A 20,645-nucleotide genomic window follows, 5' to 3' on the forward strand; every position below is an offset into this window, starting at 1 on the left:
GGCCACATCCGGGCGCTCAACGCCAAGGGGCTGACGGTCCTGATCGTCGAACACAACATGGACCTGATCATGCGGCTTTCGCACCGCGTCGTCGTCATGGCGCACGGGCGGGTGATCTGCGACGGCACGCCCGATGTGGTGCGTCGCGATCCGCATGTGCTCGAAGCCTATCTGGGCGGCGTATTGGAAGAGGAAGCGGCCTGATGAGCGATCTCCTGCAAGTCACCAATATCACCGCCGGCTACGGCGACGGCCCGGCCATTCTCGACGGCGCGCGGCTGACGGTCGAGCCCGGCAAGGTTCACTGCATCATCGGTCCGAACGGCGCCGGCAAGTCGACGCTGCTGAAAGCGATCTGCGGCATGCTGACGATCCGCAAGGGCGACGTCATCTTCAAGGGCGAGCGGCTGAACGGCCTGCGCCCGGACCAGATCCTGCGCAAGGGCATCTGTTTCGTGCCTCAGGAACGGGCGTTGTTTCCGAAGATGACGGTGCGCGAAAACCTGCGCATGGGCGGATACGTGCTCGACGACGCGAAGCTTCGCGACCGTCGCATCGAGGAAATCCTCGAGCGCTTTCCGGTGCTGCGCGAGCGCGCCGACCAGCACGCCGGCACCATGTCGGGCGGCCAGCAGCAGACACTTGCGATGGCGCGCACGCTGATCGTCAAGCCGGACATCGTCATGCTCGACGAACCCTCCCTCGGGCTCGCGCCGAAGATCGTCCAGGAGATGTTCGACATCATGAAGATGATGTCCCAGGAGGGCGTCACCGTGCTGCTCGTCGAGCAGAACGCCATGATGGGCCTCAAGAATTCCGACTGGGGCGTTGTGCTCGACCTCGGCCGCACCCTCTTCGAGGGGCCGGCCGAGGCGGTTCTGGCGGACCCGCGCATCCAGGAACTTTACCTCGGCGGCCGCAAGGTCGCGTAGCGGAGGACGTGATGACAGACATTCTTCAGATACTGATACTCGGCCTCGCGCTCGGCGGCGTAATCGCGCTGATGGGGTCCGGACTTTCGCTGGTCTTCGGCGTGATGCGCATCGTCAACCTGGCGCATCCGTCGCTGATCATCTGCGGCGCCTATGTCAGCTACTGGGCCTTCAAGTTGTGGGGCCTCGACCCGATCGCAACGCTGCCGATCGCAGCGCTGATCATGGCGGCGATCGGCGTGCTGCTCTATCGCCTGATGTTCGAAAGCCAGGCCAAAAGCGCGCGCTACTCGGAAATGACGGTGCTTTTGACCTTCGCGCTGGCGATGATCGTCGAGGGCTTCCTCGGCGCCGCCTTCACCAATACCCAGCGCGTGACCTCGCCGGACTATGCGACGGATGCCTTCTTCATCGGCAGCCTGTTCATTCCGAAAGGCCAGCTCTATGCCGGCTGCGTCTCGCTGGCGATCATCGGCGCACTGACGCTGTTTCTCAACTACTCGCGGCTCGGCTATGCCATCCGCGCCACCACGCAGAACCGCGAGGCCGCCGAACTGCTCGGCGTCAACGTCAACCTCATCAGCATGATCGCCTTTGCAATCGGCATCGGGCTTGCGGGTGCCGCCGGTTCGCTGGTGAGCTTCGTCTTCAGCTTCTTCCCCGCCAAGCAGTGGGAATGGATCGCAATGCTGATGTCGGTCGTCGTGCTCGGTGGCATGGGCAGCGTGCTCGGCACCGTCGTTGCCGCGCTTCTTCTGTCGGTCATCGCCGCCTTCGTCGGCACCTGGGTGGGCGCCACTTGGTCGACCATGACCTTCTTTCTCGCACTCTTCGTCATCCTGCTGATCCGTCCCCAGGGCCTGTTCGGCGAAAAACCGGAGCTGGTATAATGGCCGTAAATCTACAACAAGCCGACGCGGGATCGGTGCTCGAGGCTCGTCGCATTCACAATCAGAAGCTCGCGCGCCAGCATGACCAGACCCGAGCCACTTGGTTTCCCCTGGCCGTTCTCGGTGTGCTGCTCGCCCTGCCGCTCCTGCAACTGACCGGCAACTACAATTACCTGCTGCACCTCGTGCTGTTCACGGCCTCCTATGCGGTCATGGCCAGCGGCTGGAACATCATCGGCGGCTTCGCCGGCTATATTTCGCTCGGCCACGCGGTCTTCTTCGCGATCGGCGGCTATTTCTCCGGCATGCTTCTCGCGCGGTACGGGATTTCGACACTGCTGACGGCGCCTCTCGCCGGACTGGTGGCGGCGGTTTGCGGCTATCTCGTCGGCCTGATCACGCTGAAGGTTCGCGGTCCGAGCTTCATCATCTCCTCCATCGCGCTTTTGATGATCGCCCGTATCCTGTTCGACCACTGGGAGTTCATCGGTGGAGCCAACGGCTTGTCGCTCCCGGTGACCGACCTGCCGGTCGAGACCGCCAAGCTGCCCTACTACTACGCCTTCGTGCTGATGGCTGCCTTCACCCTGTGGGCGACCTATCGCATCAAGCATTCCAAGTTCGGACTGGGCCTTCGCGCGCTATCCAAGGACGAGGTCAAGGCAGAGAGCGCCGGGATCAACACCCGCTTCTACAAGGTCCTTGCCTTCGCGCTCTCGGCCTTCTTCGTCGGCATGGCAGGTGCGGTCTGGGGCGAATACCTCACCTATCTCCGGCCGAACATCTTCCTGATCATCCTCGTTTCGGCAAACTTGGTGCTGATGTGCATTCTCGGCGGCAAGGGCACGATTGCCGGCCCTGTCGTGGGTGCGATCCTGATCGTTGCCTTCAACGAAATCTTCGTGGCGACGCTTGGCGCATCCGAGATCAACATTCTCGCGACCGGTTTCGTCATGGTTCTCGGGTTGATGTTCTTCCCGAACGGCGTGATCGGGACACTGGCCCGCAAGGGCAAGCTGCCCCGCGCTCTCAACTGGGATTGATGGAGGCGACCATGCAAGACTTCGTCCTCTACAACGCCCCTCAATCGACGTGCAGCCAACGGGTTCGATACGTCCTGCACGCCAAGGGCCTCGCCTTTGATGAGCACAAGCTCGATCTCTTCACCGGCGACCAGCTCAAGCCGGAGTATCTGGCGATCAACCCGAACGGCGTCGTGCCCTCGCTCGTGCACCGGGGGCGTGCGGTGACCGATTCCGCCGTCATCATGGAGTACCTGGAAGACATTCTTCCCGGTGCGCTTCGGCCTGAGGACGCCTTCGGCGCGGCGAAGATGCGGGCGATGATGCGCTTCATCGACGAAGTGCCGACACCGGCGATCCGGGTGCCGTCCTATAACCTCGCCTTCCTGCCGCACTATCAGGCGATGACGGCCGAGGAGTTTCAGGCGGTCTGCGATGCAAAGCCGCTTCGCCGCGAGTTCCTGATGAAGATGGGACGCTCCGGCTTTCCCGAGCAGGAGATGAACGAGGCGCTCGGTCGCCTTGAGCGCGGCGTTCAGCGCATGGCGACCTGGCTTTCCGACAATGGCGGGCCTTGGCTCATGGGCGAGCAGATGACGCTGGCGGACATCGCGATCATGCCGGTGATCGTGCGGATGGACGATATCGGGCTGTCCTCGATGTGGGCGGAGACGCCGGCGATCCAGGGCTGGCTCGATGCCATCCGCGCAACCGGCGCCTTCACTGACACCTACTATTACGGGTCGCTGCTGACCGAAAAATATCCGCACCTGAAGACGGCCAAGCCCGAGCTTCGGGTCGCTGGCTCAGGCCTGTGATGGGGAAAGGAGAACTGGGATGAACAGCCATATCAGCCCCGAGGCGAAACTGATCTCCAAGGAGGCCGACGTCACGCCGACGGTGCTTGCCGCCATGTCGCGCGGCGATGACCCGCGGCTCAAGCAGATCATGGATGCCATGGTCAGGCACTTGCATGCCTTCCTGCTGGAGGCACGACCGACCGAGGCGGAATTCGAATACGCCCTGCGCTGGATCACGGCCGTCGGCCAGGCGACCAACGAAGCGCACAACGAAACCGTGCTTGCCGCCGACGTGCTCGGCGCCTCGACACTGATCGACCTGATCAACAATGACGGCATGCAGGGCGAGACGCTGTCGGCACTTCTGGGGCCGTTTTATCGCGGCGGCGCGCCGAAATGCGTGAACGGCGACTGCATCGCTCGTTCGGACACGCCGGGACTGCAGCTCTACTTCACGGGGCGGGTGACCGATCCTGCGGGGCGGCCCGTCGAAGGGGCGACCCTTGATGTCTGGCAGGCGTCCCCGGTCGGGCTCTATGAGAACCAGGACGAAACGCAGGACGACTTCAACCTGCGCGGCCGGTTCACGACGGATGGCGACGGCAACTTTCACTTCGTGTCGGTAAAGCCGGCAGGCTATCCGGTCCCGACCGACGGACCGGTCGGCGACCTGCTGCGGGCGCAGAAGCGGACGCCGATGCGCCCGGCCCACATCCACTTCATCGTTTCGGCGCCGGGCTACAAGACGCTCGTCACCCAGATCTTTTCCGACAGTCACGAAGCCCTGGTCAACGACGTGGTCTTCGGTGCGAAGCAGCAAATCGTCGGAAAGTTTTTCCGCCATGACAGTCCGGACACCGAATTTCCGGGCGCCGAGGCGCCTTTCTACAGCTGCAACTACCATTTCAAGCTGGTGGAGGGCCAATCGGTCCTGCCGCTGCCGCCCATCTCCGGCAAGAAGGTGGCGCATCATGGTTGAGAGATTGAACAGGTCGCACCCTGGCGTGGGGGGCATGTGATGCAGCAGAACGTCATCATCACCTGCGCCGTCACCGGCAACCTCACGACGCGGGAGAACCACCCCGGCCTCCCCGTCACGCCGGAGGAGATCGCCAATTCCTGCTTGGAAGCGGCCGACGCGGGTGCGGCGATCGCCCATATCCATGTGCGGGATCCGGTTACCGCGAAACCCTCCATGGAGCTCGAATATTACCGCGAGGTCATAGAGCGCATCCGGGCCAAGAACACGGCGCTGATCCTCAACGTCACGACCGGGCCGGGTGGCCGCTACCACCCGAGCGACGAGAACCCGGCGGTTGCCGGACCGCGCACGACGCTGATGCGGCCGGAAAAGCGGGTCGAGCATATCGTCGCGCTGAAACCGGATATCGCCACGCTCGACCTCAACACCATGACCTTCGGATCGGAGGTCGTCATCAACACGCCGGCCAACGTCAAGATCATGGCCGACATCATTAACGAGGCAGGCTCCAAGCCGGAACTTGAGGTCTTCGACACCGGGCACATCCAGCTGGCGCAGGATTTCTTGAAGGCGGGCGTTTTGAAATCGCCGGCGATGTTCACGATCGTGACCGGCGTCAAATACGGCTTCCCCTCGACCACCGACGTGATGGCGACCGCGGCCCGCATGCTGCCCGGCGACGCCGTCTGGACCGGCTTCGGCGTCGGGCGAATGTCGTTCCCGATGGCCGTTCAGGCCTATCTGCTCGGCGGTCACGTCCGGGTGGGGCTGGAGGACAATTCCTACATCGCCAAGGGCGTGCTCGCCAAAGGCAATGGCGAACTGGTCGAACGGGCGAGGGACCTGATCGAGAAGCTTGGCGGGAGGATCGCCGAGCCCTCCCAGGCCCGTGAAATCCTCGGACTGCGTGCATAAGCATCGATATCTGCAAGGAGGCATAGAATGAATATTCAGGTGGACGCGAAGATCGCCCGGGCGCTGAGGGTGATGGAAAAATCCCCCGATCTCGACAATCTCAAGATCGACGTCGTCGATGTCGCGGTGCCGCGGCCGGGTCCCGGGCAGGTGCTGGTGGAGATCGTCGCGGCGGGGGTCAATCCCAGCGACGTGAAGGCGTCTCTCGGGCATATGCCGCACGCCGTCTGGCCGCGCACGCCGGGTCGCGATTTCGGCGGTATCGTGCGCGAAGGACCGTCGTCGATGGTCGGCATGGAGATCTGGGGCGGCGGCGGCGAGCTCGGCATCACCCAGGACGGAAGCCATGCCAAGTGGATGGTGCTCGACCAGAAGGCCGTGCGGGCCAAGCCTGCGAATTTTACCATGCAGGAAGCGGGCTCGATCGGCGTGCCGTTCATCACTGCCTTTGAGGGCCTGCGCGAGGCCGGTGGCGTGCAGCCGACGGATGTCGTGCTCGTCTGCGGCGGCAACGGCAAGGTCGGGCAGGCGGTGATCCAGCTCGCGACCATGGCGGGCGCCAAGGTCTTTGCGGTCGAGTACAACGAGCAGCCGCTGCTGGCGCACACCAACGCGCCGGTCGAGATGCTCAACAGCGCCAAGGACGACGTTGCCGCGATCGTGCGCGAAAAGACCGGCGGTCATGGGGCCGACATCGTCTTCAACACGGTCGGCAGTCCCTATTTCGAAATCGCCAACAACGCCATGGCGAAGCAGGCGCGCCAGGTGTTCATTTCCACCTTCGATCGCGCCGTGCCGTTCGATATCTTCAACTTCTTCCGTGGCCGCCACAAATATATCGGCATCGACACACTGGCGCTGTCCTCGGTGGAAGGCGCGCGCATCTTCGACAAGCTGAAGCCGAAGTTCGAAGAGGGCAAGCTGAAGCCGTTCCCGATCAATCCGGCGACCGTCTATGGTTTTGCCGACGCTGCCAAGGCCTATGCCTCGGTGCTGCGCGGCACCCCCGAGCGCGTGCTGCTGGTGCCGTGAGGAGGAGACGATGCAGGTGACCCGCTACGGCGAGGCCAGATCCTATGAGGCGCCGGAGCACTACGGCATGCACTGCCTGCGGCTCCAGGGAAAGGAGGCGACGGTTACCGATACGATCTGGATCGGCCTGTCGCACCTCCTGCCTGGCGGTCACACGTCGCTAAAGGACGCCGCAGTCGAGAAGATCTACATCGTTGTTGCCGGCGAAGTGACGGTCGAAACCGGCAGCGAGAGCGTCACGCTCGGCTTTCTCGACAGCTGCCGCCTGGCGCCCGGCGAGGCGCGTGCGCTCGTCAATCGCACCAATGCGCCGGCGTCCATCCTGCTCGCCATGCCGACCTGAGCGCCGCCGCAGAACGGAGAATGTTTGATGGTTTCATCGGGTCTTTACCGGCTGGGCGCGCGTGCGCCACGCGTTCCCGCCAGCGGACGATTTTACGTCGCGCCCGGTGCCGTGGTGATCGGCGACGTGCGGCTCGACGAGGATGTCAGCATCTGGTTCAACGCCGTCTTGCGCGGCGACAACGAGCCGATCATTCTTCGGCGCGGCTGTAACGTGCAGGACGGGTGCGTCGTCCACACCGATCCGGGTTATCCCGTGGAAATCGGCGAGGATGTCACCGTCGGGCACAACGCTACCATTCACGGATGCCGGATCGGCAAGGGCAGTCTCGTCGGCATGGGGGCAACGATGCTGAATGGCGCGCAGATCGGAGAGAGATGCCTGATCGGCGCTGGCGCCTTGGTGCGGGAAAACATGGTCGTTCCGGATGACTCGCTGGTCTTCGGGGTGCCCGCTCAGATCGTCCGCACGCTCGACGCGAAAGTGGCCGAGGGTCTGTCGATCGGGGCGCAGCGATACCGCGCGAAGGCGCAGAGCTACCCTGGGGATCTTCAGCCGGTATCCGTCGGGCAAGCAACGCCGGGTGCAGACGCAGGCAATGACATCATGCGGGAGGACATGCATGACGCAGAATGAGAACCGACTGGTCAGTGTCGTCGAGCACTGGCTTCCGCGCATGGAGGTGGCCGGTATCCCGTCGGCAACGGCACGCGCCGTCATCGAGCGCGCTGGCGTCTGGCAAAACTGGCTTTCCACCTGGAGCGAGGAGGGCGAACGGCACGCAGAACTCGGCGCTTCGGCTCTTGCAGCCGGCCGCAACGTGACCGCCGGCGAGGCCTATGCCCGCGCCAGCCTTTTCTATCATTTCGGACAGTTCATGGCCTTCGAGGACCTGGAGGCAAAGGCGAAGGCGGCCACGCGAAAGGTGGAACTCTACCATCTCGCAGCGCCACTGCTCCATCCGCCGGCAGAGATGATCGCCGTGCCCTTCGAAGACGGGGAACTCCGGGCCGTTCTTCGCGTGCCGAGCGGAGAAGGCAAACACCCGCTGGCGCTGATCATTCCGGGCTCGGATTCGACCAAGGAGGAGTTCCCGGCCTTCGAGCGGCATTTTCACGCCCGCGGCGTTGCAACGTTGTCGCTCGACGGACCCGGGCAGGGCGAAGGGCGTTCGATCGGGGCGCTGCGCCCGGATATCGGCCCGGCTGTCGAGGCGGCCATCCGGTCGGTGGAGGCACATCCACGCCTTTCGGGAAAGGTTGCACTCGTCGGCATGGCCTTCGGGGGTTTGCTCGCGCTACGCGCGGCCGCGTCCCTACCGGCGCTTGCCGGCGTCGTCTCCATCAACGGCTTCTTCGATCTCGGTGGGTTCTGGGGTGAACTCCCGCAGGTCTATCGTGACAATATGCGTTTTTCGCTCGGCGGCGCGGACGTTCGCGAACGCGCCGATCGTTTCACGCTGGCGTGCTGCCCGCCGCCGACCGTGCCGGCGCTCATCCTTCACGGTGGACGTGACAAGATCTTTCCGCCCTCTGAAGCGGTGAAGTGCGCCGACATCTGCACAGGCGGGGCCGAACTGCACATCTTCGAGGACGGCAACCACGTCTGCAACAACATCCCCTGGCTCTATCGCCCGCTTGTCGCCGATTGGGTGGCGGAGCGTTTGAACCGATAGCGGCCACTTGTCCGGCTCGGCGGCCGTGCCGCCAGATCAGCCCATCGCATTCGCGCGCCGGCCCTACGCCGATGGCCATTCCTCGCAGAGCGCCAACAGGGCCTTCGGCGAAAGTTTATCGAGTGCGAGGTCGGGCAAGAGGTCGTTGTCCGTCACCAGATTGCGGCCCATCGCCGCCGAAAACAGACTGGTCCCGGCCTCGTGCAGCAAGGCAGGCTGCCCGACGATGCGGCCGAGAAGGCTGGTCGGCACGAGGCCGAATGGCACGTCCTCGTAGATGTAGCGGCTATCGGCGGTCACCGGGCCAAATCCGCCGCGCCCCTCCCGGTGCATCTGCTGGTTCATATCCGAAACGGTCCCCTTTGGCACATGGAAGGAGAGCGAGAAGTGCTCCTGAACCGTGCGCACGGAGAGGCCGAAACTCTCGGCGATCCGCAGGCGTTCGAGATCAAGTGCTTCGATCAATTGTCCAACGGCAGGAGTGACGTTTTCGCCCTGTCCCCATTTTTCCCCCTTCTCCATGCGGGTGAGGTTCAACAGGGCAATGCCGAGGTGGTTCTGCGGATTGAGGTTCGACAGCGCGATCGCGAGAAGCCCGTCACGCTCGACGAAACGATCGCCGAAGAGCGCGGTGCACAGGACCTTGCCTTGGCTGGCTGCCGTTTTCGGCAAGGTCGCGACATCGATCTTCTGGCGCACGGTGTTGACCGCAACGCCCGTGCCGTCGGCTTCCTGACGGCCGGTCAGAAGCGTCGTGCCCCAGACGATGATGGGCAGGCTCACGCCCCGCTCAGCCAGCCGGCGCGACAGATAGAGGGCGCCGAAGGAACTGTGCGAACTGATGATGACCGGCTGACCGGACTTCAAGTGCGGCAGGGCCGCGTCGAATACCAGCCGGTGCCCATTGGCGGGCAGGGCGATGACGACGGCGTCCGCCCCTGAAACGGCTTCGGCAGCGCTTTGCGCGATTGCGATTGGCCCGGAAAACTCCACGGCACCGGTCGCAGTGAGTGCCGCCCCTTCCATCAGGCGCCGCGTCCGCACTCCGGATGGCGACCACAGAACCGGCTGATGACCGGCCTTGGCGAGGAATGCCGCCATGCCGAACGCGATCGCGCCCGCGCCGAGAATACCAATACGCATGAAACTCCTCCCGATAGTCCGCTTCAGTCGCTCTCGAGGACCAGCCCTCACGGGTCCTTTGAGATGGACTTGGTTTGCTGTTGTCCGAGGAGATGCCGCCTGAGCGGATTTTCTACGAACGGCCCCAACAGAGAAAACTTGTCTTTTGTCACTAGCGCATAGAATGCGTTTTATGCACTATGAGTCAATCACAATGCATGGAGCGCATGATAGTCCATGGAAGTTCGCGACCTCGAGGCGTTTCTCGCAGTCATGTCGACAGGCAGCATCACCGGTGCTGCCCGGATGCTCGACCGATCGCAGTCCCAGGTGACGCGCCTCATCCAGGATCTGGAAATTTCGCTCGGCTTCGCTCTGTTCGAACGGAACGGCCCGAAGATTAGTCCGACCGACAAGGGCATTGCCTTTCATGACGATGCGGAGCGTTTCGTCAGCGGCATCGGCCACCTGCGCAACCGCGCCAAGGCGATCGCAGGAAAGGAACCAGAACCAATCGAGATCGCCGCAACGCCGGCCTTTGCAAGCGGCATCATCCCGATCGCGCTTGCGGAATTGCCGGAGCACCTGCTGCCGCACACGATCAATCTGCGCAGTATGCCGGCGGAGGCTGCCGTGCAGTCGGTGTTTGCGCGCACCGCGGATTTCTGCGTGACCTCACTCCCGGCCGATCAGCCGGGGCTGGAAGTGCAGGGGTTTTTCGAGGGGCGCTGCGTGGCTGCGCTGGCGCCGCATGATCCGCTGGCCGCGAAGGACGTGATCTCGATCGCCGATCTCGCAGGCCGCACCCTCATAACCATGGCCAATCCATTTCGTCTGCGCCGCCGCATCGATGAAGCACTGGAGGCGGCGGACGTGCGCCCCAATCGCGTCATCGCGACCAATGCCGCCAACAATGCCGTGCAGATGGCGTCGCTCGGTCTCGGCATCGCGATCATCGAGCCGGCCACGGCCTATGGCCTGCCATCGGCACCCGTCGTGGTGCGACCTCTCGATGTCGAAGTTCCGTTCCTCTGGGCGATCCTGTCGGCGGCCTCGCGTCCGCTCTCGGCCGGCGTCCAGGAATTGGTCCAGCGCATCGCCCGGATCGCCTCGGAGCGCATGCCGGACTTCACCGTCCACGATCCGCGACAGATGGCCCGTATCGCCGAAAGAACCTTCGCCGGCCGCAATGCCGGCGATGGCACGCTGCCGGACAACCGGCAGTGAAATAAAGGGGAGCAAAAGCTCGACATGCCCGAGAACGAAAACTGAGCTCGTAAAATGAGGAGAACCAAATGAAAAACTTGGACGTAACCCGCCGCTCGACCTTGAAACTGCTGGCGACCGGTGCTGGCGTATTGGCCGCACCGTCGATCATCCGCCCCGCCTTTGCCCAGAGCAAGGTCGTCAACATCACGACCTACGACAAATTCGTCCCGCAGTCCTTCATCGACCAGTTCCAGAAGGATACGGGCATCGAGGTCCGCATCCGTCTGACCGACGACCAGGGAAAACAGTACAACCTGCTGACCGCCGAAGGGGCTGCTCCTTCCACCGATATCGTGACCGTTACCGGCCATCGCCTGTCGCAGTTCATGAAGTCGAACCTGCTGGCGTCGCTCGACACCGCGCGACTGAAGAACTGGGGCAAGCTCGCCGCCGCCTATAAGGGCGCGCCGCAGCTCACCGTCGACGGCAAGACCTTCGGCGTCCCCCTGCTTGCGGGCTTCGAGGGTCTCGTGCGCAATACGGAATACGCCAAGGCCTCCGATAGCTGGAGCATCATGTTCGATGACGAGAACAAGAACCTGACGTCCTACATCGTCAGTGACTTCCTCTCGATCGTCATGCGCTACCAGGGCAACGACGGCGACTATGTGACCTACGGCGACAAGCCCGATGTGGCGCAGACCGCAACGAACCAGGCCCGCGATTTTCTCATTCAGCACAAGGACAAGGTGCGCAAATACTACGATGCGGGCTCCGAGCTGCAGCAAATGTTCGTCAACGAGGACATCTACCTGGCACAGGCTTGGTCCGGCCCGGCTGCCAAGCTCGTCATGGACGGCCATCCGATCGAAATCTCGGTTCCGAAGGAAGGGACCTTCGGCTTCCTCTATTCGTTCAACGTCGTCAACAACGCGCCGAACGCGGATGCTGCCTACACCTTCCTTGACGCCATCCTGTCGTCGCCGGAGATCGGCGCAGCGATGACGCGCCAGTCCGGCTTCTCCTCCGCCTTCGATGGGGTCGACAAGGTACTTGACGACAAGGAGCGTGCCGCCCTGGCGCTGCCGCCGGAACAGGTCGAACGCATCCAGTTCTTCAGCTCGGTCAACCGTGACATGAAGAACGACATGATCGACAAGGCCACCGCGGAGATCAAGGCGGCCTGACGGCTGCAGCTGGGTGACCGGTCTTCCGGCCGGTCACCCCTCAAAAATGGACTCTTCCAGAGCCGGGAACAAAAGAATGCTGGATACGACAACGCAACCGGGACCCGTCGGTTTGCCGACGGCGCCGCGCTATGCCGGGTGGATCGGCAGGGCGGCGAATTCGGGGCTTTATCGCAACACGATCGGGCTTCTCGTCGATAGCCGGCGCGTGCGTCTTGCCGTGCTTGCAGGCGTGCCGCTTCTGTGGATTGCCATGCTGCACATTGGACCCATCCTGCAGATGGCCAATATCAGCCTTCTCGCCAATTATCCGCCGCAGCCCGACAAAAGCAGCGAATACACGCTCGCGAATTACGGGCTGTTCTTTTCCGATCGGCTCTATTTTTTGCCCTTCGTCCGCAGCCTGGTTTTCGCAGCGGTGGTCACGATCTCGACCCTGGTGATCGTCTATCCCGTTGCCTACTATGTAGCGAAAGTCGTGCAGCCGAAGAACCGGATGCGCGCCCTGTTGCTGCTGCTCATACCCTTTTGGGCCGGTGAGCTGATCCGCACCTTCTCGGTCATCATGCTGCTTGCCAACCGTGGTGCACTGAATGTGCTCCTGAGGGAGTTCGGTTTCATCGACCGGCCGATCCCGATGCTCTACACTTTCTTTTCGCTGAGCTTCGGCGTCATCTACCTGCTTGCGCTCTACATGCTCCTGCCGCTCTATTCGGCGATCGAGAAGATCCCGACGCCGCTGATCCAGGCGGCGGCCGATCTCGGGGCCGGGCCCTTCCAGCGGTTTCGCCGGGTCATCCTGCCGCTCTCGAAGGATGGCATCGTCTCCGGTTGCAGTCTCGTCTATCTGACCGCCGTCGGCGTCTTCGCCGCGCCACTGCTGCTTGGCGGTCCCAATTCGGTCATCTTCCCCGAAGTCATCGCGACGCTGTTTCACGGGTCGAACGACAAATGGCCGGAGGGCGCTGCGTTTTCGATGATCATGCTCGTGGTGTCGCTGACGACAGTCGGGCTTTTCATGCGGATCGTCGGCGGCCGCTCGGTCCGGCTGATGTGAGGGCGGGCTGATGCGAACCTATTTCAACGACCTTCCGAAAACCGCACTCGGCGCCTCCTATTGGATCTTCGCGGTCTATCTGGTCTTGCCGCTGGCGCTGATGACGGCGATGAGCTTCAAGGACGCGAACTTTATCGCTTTCCCGATCGGCAACTGGACGCTCTCCTGGTATGGCAAGGTGATTCAGGACAAGCAGTTCCTCGAAGCCTCGCTCTATTCGATCGGCATAGCACTCGCCACCACGATCTCGGCGACGATCATCGGTGTCTGGATCGCACTGCTCGTGTCGGCGGAAAACATCTGGGGCAAGGCGGTCATCTTCGCACTTGCCTGTCTGCCCGCCGTCGTGCCGGGGCTGATCAACGCGATCTCAATGCGCATCTTCATCCGCGCCGTCGACATTCCGACCGGAACCTTCGCGATCATTCTGGCCCATACGGTTCATGCCGTGCCGTTCGTCGTCATCATGGTTTTGACGCGGCTGCGGTCGATGCCGGCAAATCTGGTGGATGCGGCGCGCGATCTTGGGGCCGATCCCTTCATCGCCTTCCTCCGCGTGACTATCCCCTATCTGATGCCGGCGCTCTTCGGCGGCATGATCTTCTGCGTGCTGACCAGCATCGACGACTTCGTCCGCACCTTCTTCCTCGGCGGCTACCAGCCGACGCTGCCCATGCTGATCTTCGCCAAGGTTCAAGGCGGCATGTCGCCGGAGATCAACGCCATGGCGACCATCGTGCTCGTCGTCACCACCGCCATCGGCCTCTATGCCGAGCATTTCACCCGCCGTTCCAGGAGCTGACGCAAATGCAGCCTGTCGTCCATTTCAAGAACGTCAACAAGTCCTATGGGGCCCTGACCGCCGTCGACGACCTCGACCTGGCAATAGAACCCGGCCAGTTCGTCACGCTGCTCGGTCCATCCGGCTGCGGCAAGTCTACGACGCTGCGCATGCTCGGCGGCTTCGACAATCCGACTTCGGGGGAGATCTACCTTGAAGGCAAACCGATCTCGCACCTGCCGCCGAACAAGCGCAACGTCAATATCGTCTTCCAGGACTACGCGCTCTTCCCGCACCTGACGGTTGGCCGCAACATCGCCTTCGGCCTGGAACTGAAGGGTATGGAGAGCGCCGCGATCCACAAGCGGGTTACCGAGCTTCTCTCCCTTGTCTCGCTCCAGGACCATGCCGAGCGGATGCCGGCGCAGCTTTCCGGCGGGCAGCGCCAGCGCGTAGCGCTGATGCGGGCACTGGCACCCGATCCGAACGTGCTCTTGCTCGACGAGCCGCTTTCGGCGCTCGACGCGAAGCTGCGCCAGCAGATGCAGATCGAGCTGAAGTCGATCCAGCAGAAGACCGGCAAGACCTTCATCTTCGTCACCCATGACCAGGAGGAAGCTCTCACCATGTCCGATGTCATCGTGGTGATGAACAAGGGCAGGATCGAGCAGATGGGCGGACCGGACGAGCTCTACGCCCGGCCGCGCAGCCGCTTCGTCGCGGATTTCATTGGCCAGAGCAACTTCCTCGAAGGCACGGTGACCTCGGTTTCCGATGGGGTCGCCGCGATCGAGTGGCGCGGCAATGTCGTGCACGCCGACGTGAACGGGACGTCACCGATCCCCGGAGACCACGCCACGATTGCTCTGCGTCCGGAGGCGGTTTTCTGCCTGTCGCGCAAGCCCGAGGACCGTCCGTCGTTGAAAGGGCGCATCGATCAGCGTGTCTTCAAGGGCCCCCACACGTCGCTGAGCGTGACGCTCGACAATGGCAACACACTCGTGGCGCAGATCGATCCGGTGGCGCTTTCGCATATCGAAGGGGACGACGTCTGGGTGGGGTGGCGCGACCGCGATGCCGTCTTGCTGACGAAGTGAAAGGAAGATCGGGTATGACCGACAGTCAAAAGCAGCAACGGCTTGCCACCCTCAATGCGCGGGTGAGGCAGGATCTGAGTTACCTCAACTATCCGCCGGCCAACTGGTCGAAGCCAGTCACCACCGCGGATGGCGAGCCCGTGAGCGATGTCGTCGTCATTGGCGGCGGCATGTGCGGGCTTGTCGCTTGGCATGCTCTGACGCGCGGCGGTATCGCCAATCTGCGCATCGTCGATCGCGCGCCGAAAGGCCAAGAGGGCCCCTGGGTTACCTATGCGCGCATGGAAACGCTGCGCTCACCGAAGATCCTCCTCGGCCCGGCACTTGGGGTTGCCTCCCTCAGCTTCCGCGCCTGGTTCACGGCACTCCACGGCGAGGCGGAATGGGAGGAGCTGTTCCGCATTCCGCGGCCGATGTGGATGGATTACCTGCGCTGGTACCGCGATGTCATGGACATCCCGGTGGAGAATGACACACACGTCACCCGCGTCGTGCCACGTGCCGACGGCCTGCTGGAACTTGAAATCGCCGATGGTGCAAAGCCTGCGCTCGTCACGCGCAAATTGGTGATGGCGACCGGTCGCGATGGGCTGGGCGAACCGAACATCCCTGACTTCGTCAAGGGCATGAAGCGGCATACCTCCTGGGCGCATTCGGCCGACGAAATCGACTTCGACCGGCTGAGGGGCAAACGCGTCGTCGTCATCGGCGTCGGCGCTTCGGCGGTCGATAATGCCGCCGAGGCGCTGGAGCAGGGGGCAGGGGAGGTGCGGCTTCTTGCCCGCCGCAAGGAGATGCCGACGGTCAATAAGCTGATGGGCATCGGCTCCTATGGCGTCACGGCAGGCTTTGCCGAGATCTCGCCCGAATGGCGTTGGCGACTGATGGATTATGCGGCAAAGCAGCAGACGCCGGCGCCACACAACTCGACGCTCCGCGTCAGCCGGCACCCGAACGCTCACTTCCACTTCGACTGCGGAATCCGCTCGATGAGGGAGGAGGACAGAGAAGTCGTCATCACCACCAGCAGCGGCCGCATCTTCCGCACGGACTTCGTCATTCTAGGTACTGGCTTCTCCATCGATCCCTTGAGCCGCAGCGAGCTTGCCCCCTATCAGGACCAGATCGCCTGCTGGGAGGATCGGTATACGCCACCGGCCGGGGAGGAGAACCCCGGACTTGGCCGCTTCCCCTGGCTGAATGGAGACTTCTCCTTCACCGAGAAGGAACCGGGAGCGGCCCCCTGGCTGAAGGACATCCACTGCTTCAACTACGGCGCATCCGTCAGTGTCGGCAAGGTCAGCGGCGACATCCCGGCCATCAGCGAGGGCGCCCTGTGGTTGGCGCGCGGGGTTGCCGCTTCGCTCTTCATTCGTGACGTCGACTACCATTGGGAAGCGCTGATCGCCTACGAAAAGCCGGAGCTCGACGGGACCGAATGGGTGGATGCCGACGCGCCGACGCCGGCACAGAAGACGGCCTGAACCTCCCGTGTTTTAGATGACAGGAAAACCAATGACCGCTCTACCGACCAATGACGTGATCGACACTGTTCTCGGACTCGATCGTTTCCCCGATCTCCAGGCGCTACGCCAACAACGGGCGAAGCTGAAGCACTTGAGCCAGACGAGCTATCAGGCCGCCCTCCGTCCTGCCGATCCGCGCAATTTCTCCTATGCGCTGAGAGCCGCGCTTGCGGCGCGCATGGCGGCACTCTGGAAGTCGCAGGAGCTTTCCGCGCATTTCCGGACGTTGCTCGAAAGCGAGGAGGGGGGATCCGCCCTTTTGCCGATCGCCGATCCCGGCCACGGAGCCATCGTTGCCGATCCGCGGCTTGACGCGATGCTGGCCCATGTCGACCTGGTGACGCTCTCCCCGAAGGAAGCGACGCGTGCCAATGTCGAAAAGCTTTCCGCAGCAGGTCTCGACGACCGGGACATCGTCACGCTCGCGGGTCTCATCGCCTTCGTCAACTATCAGGTGCTGGTGGTGGCCGGCCTCAAGATGCTGAGGGACAACTGAGATGTCGCAAGCCGTACACGAATTCACCGTCGAAGCGCTCGACTGGAAGCCCTATGTCAAGCCGGTCGATCTTGAGACCGCCACCCCCGAGCAGCTCGACGCGCTGAAGATCACGCCGTCCAACAAGAAGATTTCGGACTATGTGCTGGTTCTCGCCAACGAGCCGGAAACCCTGAAGGAGCGCACGCCGCTTTTCAACGACATCATGTATAGCGAGGGCGGGCTTTCCCGCGGTGGCCGCGAGATTGGCGCGCTTGCCGCATCCTTCGTCAACCACTGCATCTATTGCGCCTCGGTCCACGCGGCACGCTACATCCAGCTCGAAAAGCGGCCGGAGGTGGTGGACGAAATCTATGGCAGCGGCCTTGACGCGAACCTGCCGGAGTTCGAGCAGGCGCTATTCAATTTCGGCGTCGACCTGACAGCCCATCCCGACAATGTCGGCGCCTACCAGTTCTACCACTTGCGTGAGATCGCCCTCGATGATCTCGACATCCTTGATCTCATCCATGCGGTCGCGATCTTCGGCTGGGCCAACCGGCTGATGCATACGCTCGGCGAACCACACCGGCTGGATTAAGTGAAACAAACGCCTTCGGACCAAGTGGACTTTACAGTCCGGCCCTTCGATATCGCGCACCGCGACGTGCTGCACATCGCGTTGCCGATGATGGTCGCCTATCTGTCGAGCCCACTCGTTGGGCTCGTCGCGACCGGCGTCATCGGTCAGTTGCGCGACGAGGCTTTGATCGGCGGGGTTGCGCTTTCGGCCGTCATCTTCGACGTCATCTTTGTCACCTTCAACTTCCTGCGCGGCGCGACCACGGGTTTCACCGCCCAGGCGCTGGGGGCTGGTGACAGGCGCGAAGAACAGCGCATGCTCGCAAGCGGCCTCATCATCGCGCTCGTGGCGGGGCTGGCGCTGCTTCTGCTCCAAAAGCCGATCGGCGCGCTTGGTCTTGCCGCCATGGGAGCGGAAGGGAAGGTGGCGGAGGCGGCTGCCACCTATTTTGCCTGGCGCGTGTGGTCGGCGCCCTTCGTGCTGTTCAATTTCGTGGTCTTCGGCTGGATCATCGGGCGCGGCGACGCGCTCTGGGGCATGATCCTGCAAACCTTGCTGAATGCGCTCAATGCCGGCTTGAGCGTGCACTGGGTCCTCGGCCTCGGCTGGGGCGTTGCGGGTGTTGCGGCCGCCTCTCTCGTAGCTGAAGCCGTCACGGCGGTGGCGGGGCTCTATCTCATCTGGGCAAAGACCGACCGGAACGCGTGGAACCTTCCGGATCTGACGGCCTTTCGCAGGGCCTTTTCGGTCAATGGCGACATGATGATCCGCTCCTTCGCGCTGCTGATTGGGCTTTCCTTCTTCACCCGCCAGAGCGGCATGCTCGGTATCGAAGTTCTTGCCGCCAATACGATCCTTTTGCGCTTCTATTTCTTCGGCGTCGCCTTTCTCGATGGTGTGGCGACCGCAGCGGAGCAGCTCGCGGGTCGAGCGGTCGGCGCACGCTACCGACCGGCATTTGACCGTACGGTCGGGTTGACGACAGTGTGGGGCTTCGTCTTCGCCGGGCTTGTGGCTCTCGCGCTTCTTGCCGCCGGTGACTGGGTGATCGGCATCACCGCTCCGACAGAGAGTGTGTCCGCGCTTGCACACGGCTACTTGCCCTACGTCGTAGCACTTCCGGTCTTCGGCATCGTCGCTTTTCAGATGGATGGCGTCTACATCGGCGCAACTTGGTCGCGGCAGATGCGAAACCTGATGGTGGCGTCTCTGGTGATCTACTTTGCAGCCTGGGCGATCCTGCAGCCTCTCTTCGGCAATGACGGACTGTGGATCGCACTGATCCTATTCCAAAGTGCCCGCAGCGTTGCTTTTCGGCTCATGCTACCGCGGTTGGCAGATCGCACGTTTCAGACCCAAACGGTAGCGCCGGGCTGATTGCACAGCTCAGTTACGTCGAGTGGACGGGCAGGGCGCAAGTCCACCGGTTCGGCTTGCATCTCACGCCCTGCCGGAGACAAAATTCTATCTCGCGCCGATCTTCTCCGCGTATGCTTACTGCATAACGACGACTGCCTCGACTTCGAACAGCATCGGGTCGATTGCGAGCTTGGGAACCGGAACCAAGGTCTGTGCCGGCAGCGCCGTGCCGAACATTTCCTTGACGTTCTCGGTCAGCACTCCGAGCTTTGACATATCGTGGTCCACCACGAAAATCGTGAGCTTGGCCACCTGATCCGGCCGGGCGCCGATCGCGTCGAGGGCGGTGCGCAAATTCGCATAGGCCTGTTTGACCTGAACGGAAAAATCCGGTGACAAAGCGCCGGTCCCGTCTTGGCCACCCTGTCCGGAAATGTAGGCTACGCGCGCGCCGGGGGGCGTGACCACGGCGGTGCTATAGCCATTCGGTGTCGGGTCGTAGAGGGTCTTGGGATTGACGATGCTCAGCTTGAGATTGTGCTCATTGGCTGTCGTCATTGTGGGCACTCCAATGGTCATGATGATTGGGCCTCCGAAAAGCAGATGCTTGGCTGCGTGTGACATGTTCTTCTCGCTCCGAACGCCGTGAGCACCTTTCTCGCGGTCGGCTGGGTTTGTTTTCGATGAGTCACTGTTGATTCACTCGTACGCCGTACGATTTAGTTGCATCGTACAGCGTACGAGTCAACAGGTGAGGTCGACATCGCCTGTGTTTCCGGCCAAATACGAATGATTGAATGATGGGGAAGACGCATGGCATCCAAGAGTCGCGGCGGACGGACGAAACAGTCACAACGGACGAATGTGAATCGACAATCCGGCCGGGAACCGCGCGGTGACGCACCGCTTTCTCTCGAACGTATTGTAACCAACGCGATCGATCTGCTGGATGCCGAAGGCGTCGACGGAATGTCGATGCGCCGGCTTGCCGAGCGCTGTGGCTCTGGCGTGATGAGCCTCTATTGGCACGTCGACACAAAGGAGGATGTCTTCGATCTCGCGCTCGACTCTGTGCTCGAATATCGCGCGCCTTTTGAAATGGGCGAGCCGCAACAATGGCGCGCAGACATCATTCATATGCTCGAAGACTGGCGCACCAGCATGCTGCGTCATCCTTGGTCGGCATCGCTGTTGCCGAGCCGGGCCCTTGGGCCCAACGTCCTCCATCGCCTGGAACGGCTTGGCAGTGCCTTATCCAGGGCCGGCGTCGCAGATCCAGATCTGAACGTTGCGATCTGGTCGCTTTGGAACCACGTTCTGGGCGCCACCATCACGCGAGCGAGCTTCGAGTTCACTGATGACGACAAGGCTGCCGCACAGCAGCGCCTGACACAGCTCAGTGAACGCTACCCGACAATCGAGCGCTCTCGGTTGCTGCTGGACGATGATTGGGATGGCACCTTCAGAAAGGGGCTCGATTTCCTGCTCGATGGCCTGATGCCGAAGCAGTGAGACTCCCGTCGATGCAGTGTGCGCGATGGGCTTGTTAGCGGGGACATCGCGATTCAGCGCGCATGCGGACAAGAGGGCAAGGGGCGTCCTTTGTCAAAGCTGAATAGGGCTGCGACGTCGCCAGCCATTTAGAAATGCGACACTGC

22 protein-coding genes and 1 pseudogene are annotated in these 20,645 nt (G+C 62.6%); 21 read left to right on the top strand and 2 right to left on the bottom strand.

The window, feature by feature from the left end; translation table 11 throughout:
* The 11 genes and pseudogenes from I8N66_RS26320 to I8N66_RS26370 all read left to right on the top strand — a co-directional run.
* Positions 1-204 (top strand): annotated as a pseudogene (locus tag I8N66_RS26320) (ABC transporter ATP-binding protein); the annotation flags it as partial.
* The gene (locus I8N66_RS26325; protein WP_043611329.1) at positions 204-932 is read left to right on the top strand and encodes an ABC transporter ATP-binding protein; all 729 of its coding nucleotides are present in this window, start codon (positions 204-206) and stop codon (positions 930-932) included. The pseudogene I8N66_RS26320 and the gene I8N66_RS26325, both read left to right, overlap by 1 nt.
* An 11-nt stretch (positions 933-943) precedes the next feature.
* Positions 944-1,822, top strand: coding sequence for a branched-chain amino acid ABC transporter permease (locus I8N66_RS26330; protein WP_043611327.1), 879 nt, complete (start codon positions 944-946; stop codon positions 1,820-1,822).
* The gene (locus tag I8N66_RS26335; protein WP_291160091.1) at positions 1,822-2,865 is read left to right on the top strand and encodes a branched-chain amino acid ABC transporter permease; all 1,044 of its coding nucleotides are present in this window, start codon (positions 1,822-1,824) and stop codon (positions 2,863-2,865) included. Before I8N66_RS26330 ends, I8N66_RS26335 begins: the two co-directional genes overlap by 1 nt.
* Before the next feature lie 11 nt (positions 2,866-2,876).
* The gene (locus I8N66_RS26340) at positions 2,877-3,662 is read left to right on the top strand and encodes a glutathione S-transferase family protein (RefSeq protein WP_291160093.1); all 786 of its coding nucleotides are present in this window, start codon (positions 2,877-2,879) and stop codon (positions 3,660-3,662) included.
* 19 nt (positions 3,663-3,681) lie between these two features.
* Complete coding sequence (locus I8N66_RS26345; protein ID WP_291160095.1) at positions 3,682-4,623, top strand: dioxygenase; 942 nt, start codon at positions 3,682-3,684, stop codon at positions 4,621-4,623.
* 39 nt (positions 4,624-4,662) lie between these two features.
* A complete protein-coding gene (locus tag I8N66_RS26350) occupies positions 4,663-5,541 on the top strand; it encodes a 3-keto-5-aminohexanoate cleavage protein (RefSeq protein ID WP_291160099.1) in 879 nt (292 codons plus the stop codon).
* A gap of 27 nt (positions 5,542-5,568) precedes the next feature.
* Entirely contained in the window at positions 5,569-6,573 is a 1,005-nt protein-coding gene (locus I8N66_RS26355) for a zinc-binding alcohol dehydrogenase family protein (RefSeq protein WP_291160102.1), read from the top strand.
* 10 nt (positions 6,574-6,583) lie between these two features.
* Positions 6,584-6,916, top strand: a complete 333-nt coding sequence (locus I8N66_RS26360; RefSeq protein WP_043611321.1) for a cupin domain-containing protein — start codon at positions 6,584-6,586, stop codon at positions 6,914-6,916.
* A gap of 27 nt (positions 6,917-6,943) precedes the next feature.
* Positions 6,944-7,552, top strand: coding sequence for a gamma carbonic anhydrase family protein (locus tag I8N66_RS26365; RefSeq protein WP_291160106.1), 609 nt, complete (start codon positions 6,944-6,946; stop codon positions 7,550-7,552).
* Positions 7,539-8,591, top strand: a complete 1,053-nt coding sequence (locus I8N66_RS26370; protein ID WP_291160108.1) for an alpha/beta hydrolase — start codon at positions 7,539-7,541, stop codon at positions 8,589-8,591. Before I8N66_RS26365 ends, I8N66_RS26370 begins: the two co-directional genes overlap by 14 nt.
* A 63-nt stretch (positions 8,592-8,654) precedes the next feature.
* Here the strand turns inward: I8N66_RS26370 and I8N66_RS26375 are convergent, their stop codons facing one another.
* On the bottom strand, positions 8,655-9,734 hold the full coding sequence (locus tag I8N66_RS26375; RefSeq protein WP_291160111.1) for an NAD/NADP-dependent octopine/nopaline dehydrogenase family protein: 1,080 nt from the start codon (positions 9,732-9,734) through the stop codon (positions 8,655-8,657).
* Positions 9,735-9,950: 216 nt separating this feature from the next.
* On the opposite strand from I8N66_RS26375, the gene I8N66_RS26380 reads away from it, so the two are divergent.
* The 9 genes from I8N66_RS26380 to I8N66_RS26420 all read left to right on the top strand — a co-directional run bounded on the left by I8N66_RS26380 (position 9,951) and on the right by I8N66_RS26420 (position 19,005).
* Positions 9,951-10,940, top strand: coding sequence for a LysR family transcriptional regulator (locus I8N66_RS26380; protein ID WP_291160114.1), 990 nt, complete (start codon positions 9,951-9,953; stop codon positions 10,938-10,940).
* A 68-nt stretch (positions 10,941-11,008) separates the two neighbouring features.
* A complete protein-coding gene (locus I8N66_RS26385) occupies positions 11,009-12,109 on the top strand; it encodes an extracellular solute-binding protein (protein WP_113541490.1) in 1,101 nt (366 codons plus the stop codon).
* Positions 12,110-12,185: 76 nt separating this feature from the next.
* Complete coding sequence (locus tag I8N66_RS26390; protein WP_291160118.1) at positions 12,186-13,166, top strand: ABC transporter permease; 981 nt, start codon at positions 12,186-12,188, stop codon at positions 13,164-13,166.
* 10 nt (positions 13,167-13,176) lie between these two features.
* Entirely contained in the window at positions 13,177-13,968 is a 792-nt protein-coding gene (locus I8N66_RS26395; protein ID WP_291160120.1) for an ABC transporter permease, read from the top strand.
* 5 nt (positions 13,969-13,973) lie between these two features.
* Positions 13,974-15,044, top strand: coding sequence for an ABC transporter ATP-binding protein (locus tag I8N66_RS26400; RefSeq protein WP_291160125.1), 1,071 nt, complete (start codon positions 13,974-13,976; stop codon positions 15,042-15,044).
* A gap of 14 nt (positions 15,045-15,058) precedes the next feature.
* Positions 15,059-16,528, top strand: coding sequence for an NAD(P)/FAD-dependent oxidoreductase (locus I8N66_RS26405; RefSeq protein ID WP_291160128.1), 1,470 nt, complete (start codon positions 15,059-15,061; stop codon positions 16,526-16,528).
* A 31-nt stretch (positions 16,529-16,559) separates the two neighbouring features.
* A complete protein-coding gene (locus I8N66_RS26410) occupies positions 16,560-17,066 on the top strand; it encodes a CMD domain protein (protein WP_223728862.1) in 507 nt (168 codons plus the stop codon).
* 1 nt (position 17,067) lies between these two features.
* The gene (locus I8N66_RS26415) at positions 17,068-17,646 is read left to right on the top strand and encodes a peroxidase-related enzyme (RefSeq protein WP_291160132.1); all 579 of its coding nucleotides are present in this window, start codon (positions 17,068-17,070) and stop codon (positions 17,644-17,646) included.
* Between the two features lie 24 nt (positions 17,647-17,670).
* Entirely contained in the window at positions 17,671-19,005 is a 1,335-nt protein-coding gene (locus I8N66_RS26420; RefSeq protein ID WP_291160135.1) for an MATE family efflux transporter, read from the top strand.
* Between the two features lie 117 nt (positions 19,006-19,122).
* Here the strand turns inward: I8N66_RS26420 and I8N66_RS26425 are convergent, their stop codons facing one another.
* The gene (locus I8N66_RS26425; RefSeq protein WP_291160138.1) at positions 19,123-19,611 is read right to left on the bottom strand and encodes a RidA family protein; all 489 of its coding nucleotides are present in this window, start codon (positions 19,609-19,611) and stop codon (positions 19,123-19,125) included.
* A 189-nt stretch (positions 19,612-19,800) separates the two neighbouring features.
* On the opposite strand from I8N66_RS26425, the gene I8N66_RS26430 reads away from it, so the two are divergent.
* A complete protein-coding gene (locus tag I8N66_RS26430) occupies positions 19,801-20,499 on the top strand; it encodes a TetR/AcrR family transcriptional regulator C-terminal domain-containing protein (RefSeq protein WP_291160140.1) in 699 nt (232 codons plus the stop codon).
* Positions 20,500-20,645 lie beyond the last annotated feature (146 nt).

Source organism: Ensifer sp. SSB1, assembly GCF_016652895.1.
In the GTDB taxonomy this organism is placed as follows: Bacteria; Pseudomonadota; Alphaproteobacteria; order Rhizobiales; family Rhizobiaceae; genus Ensifer.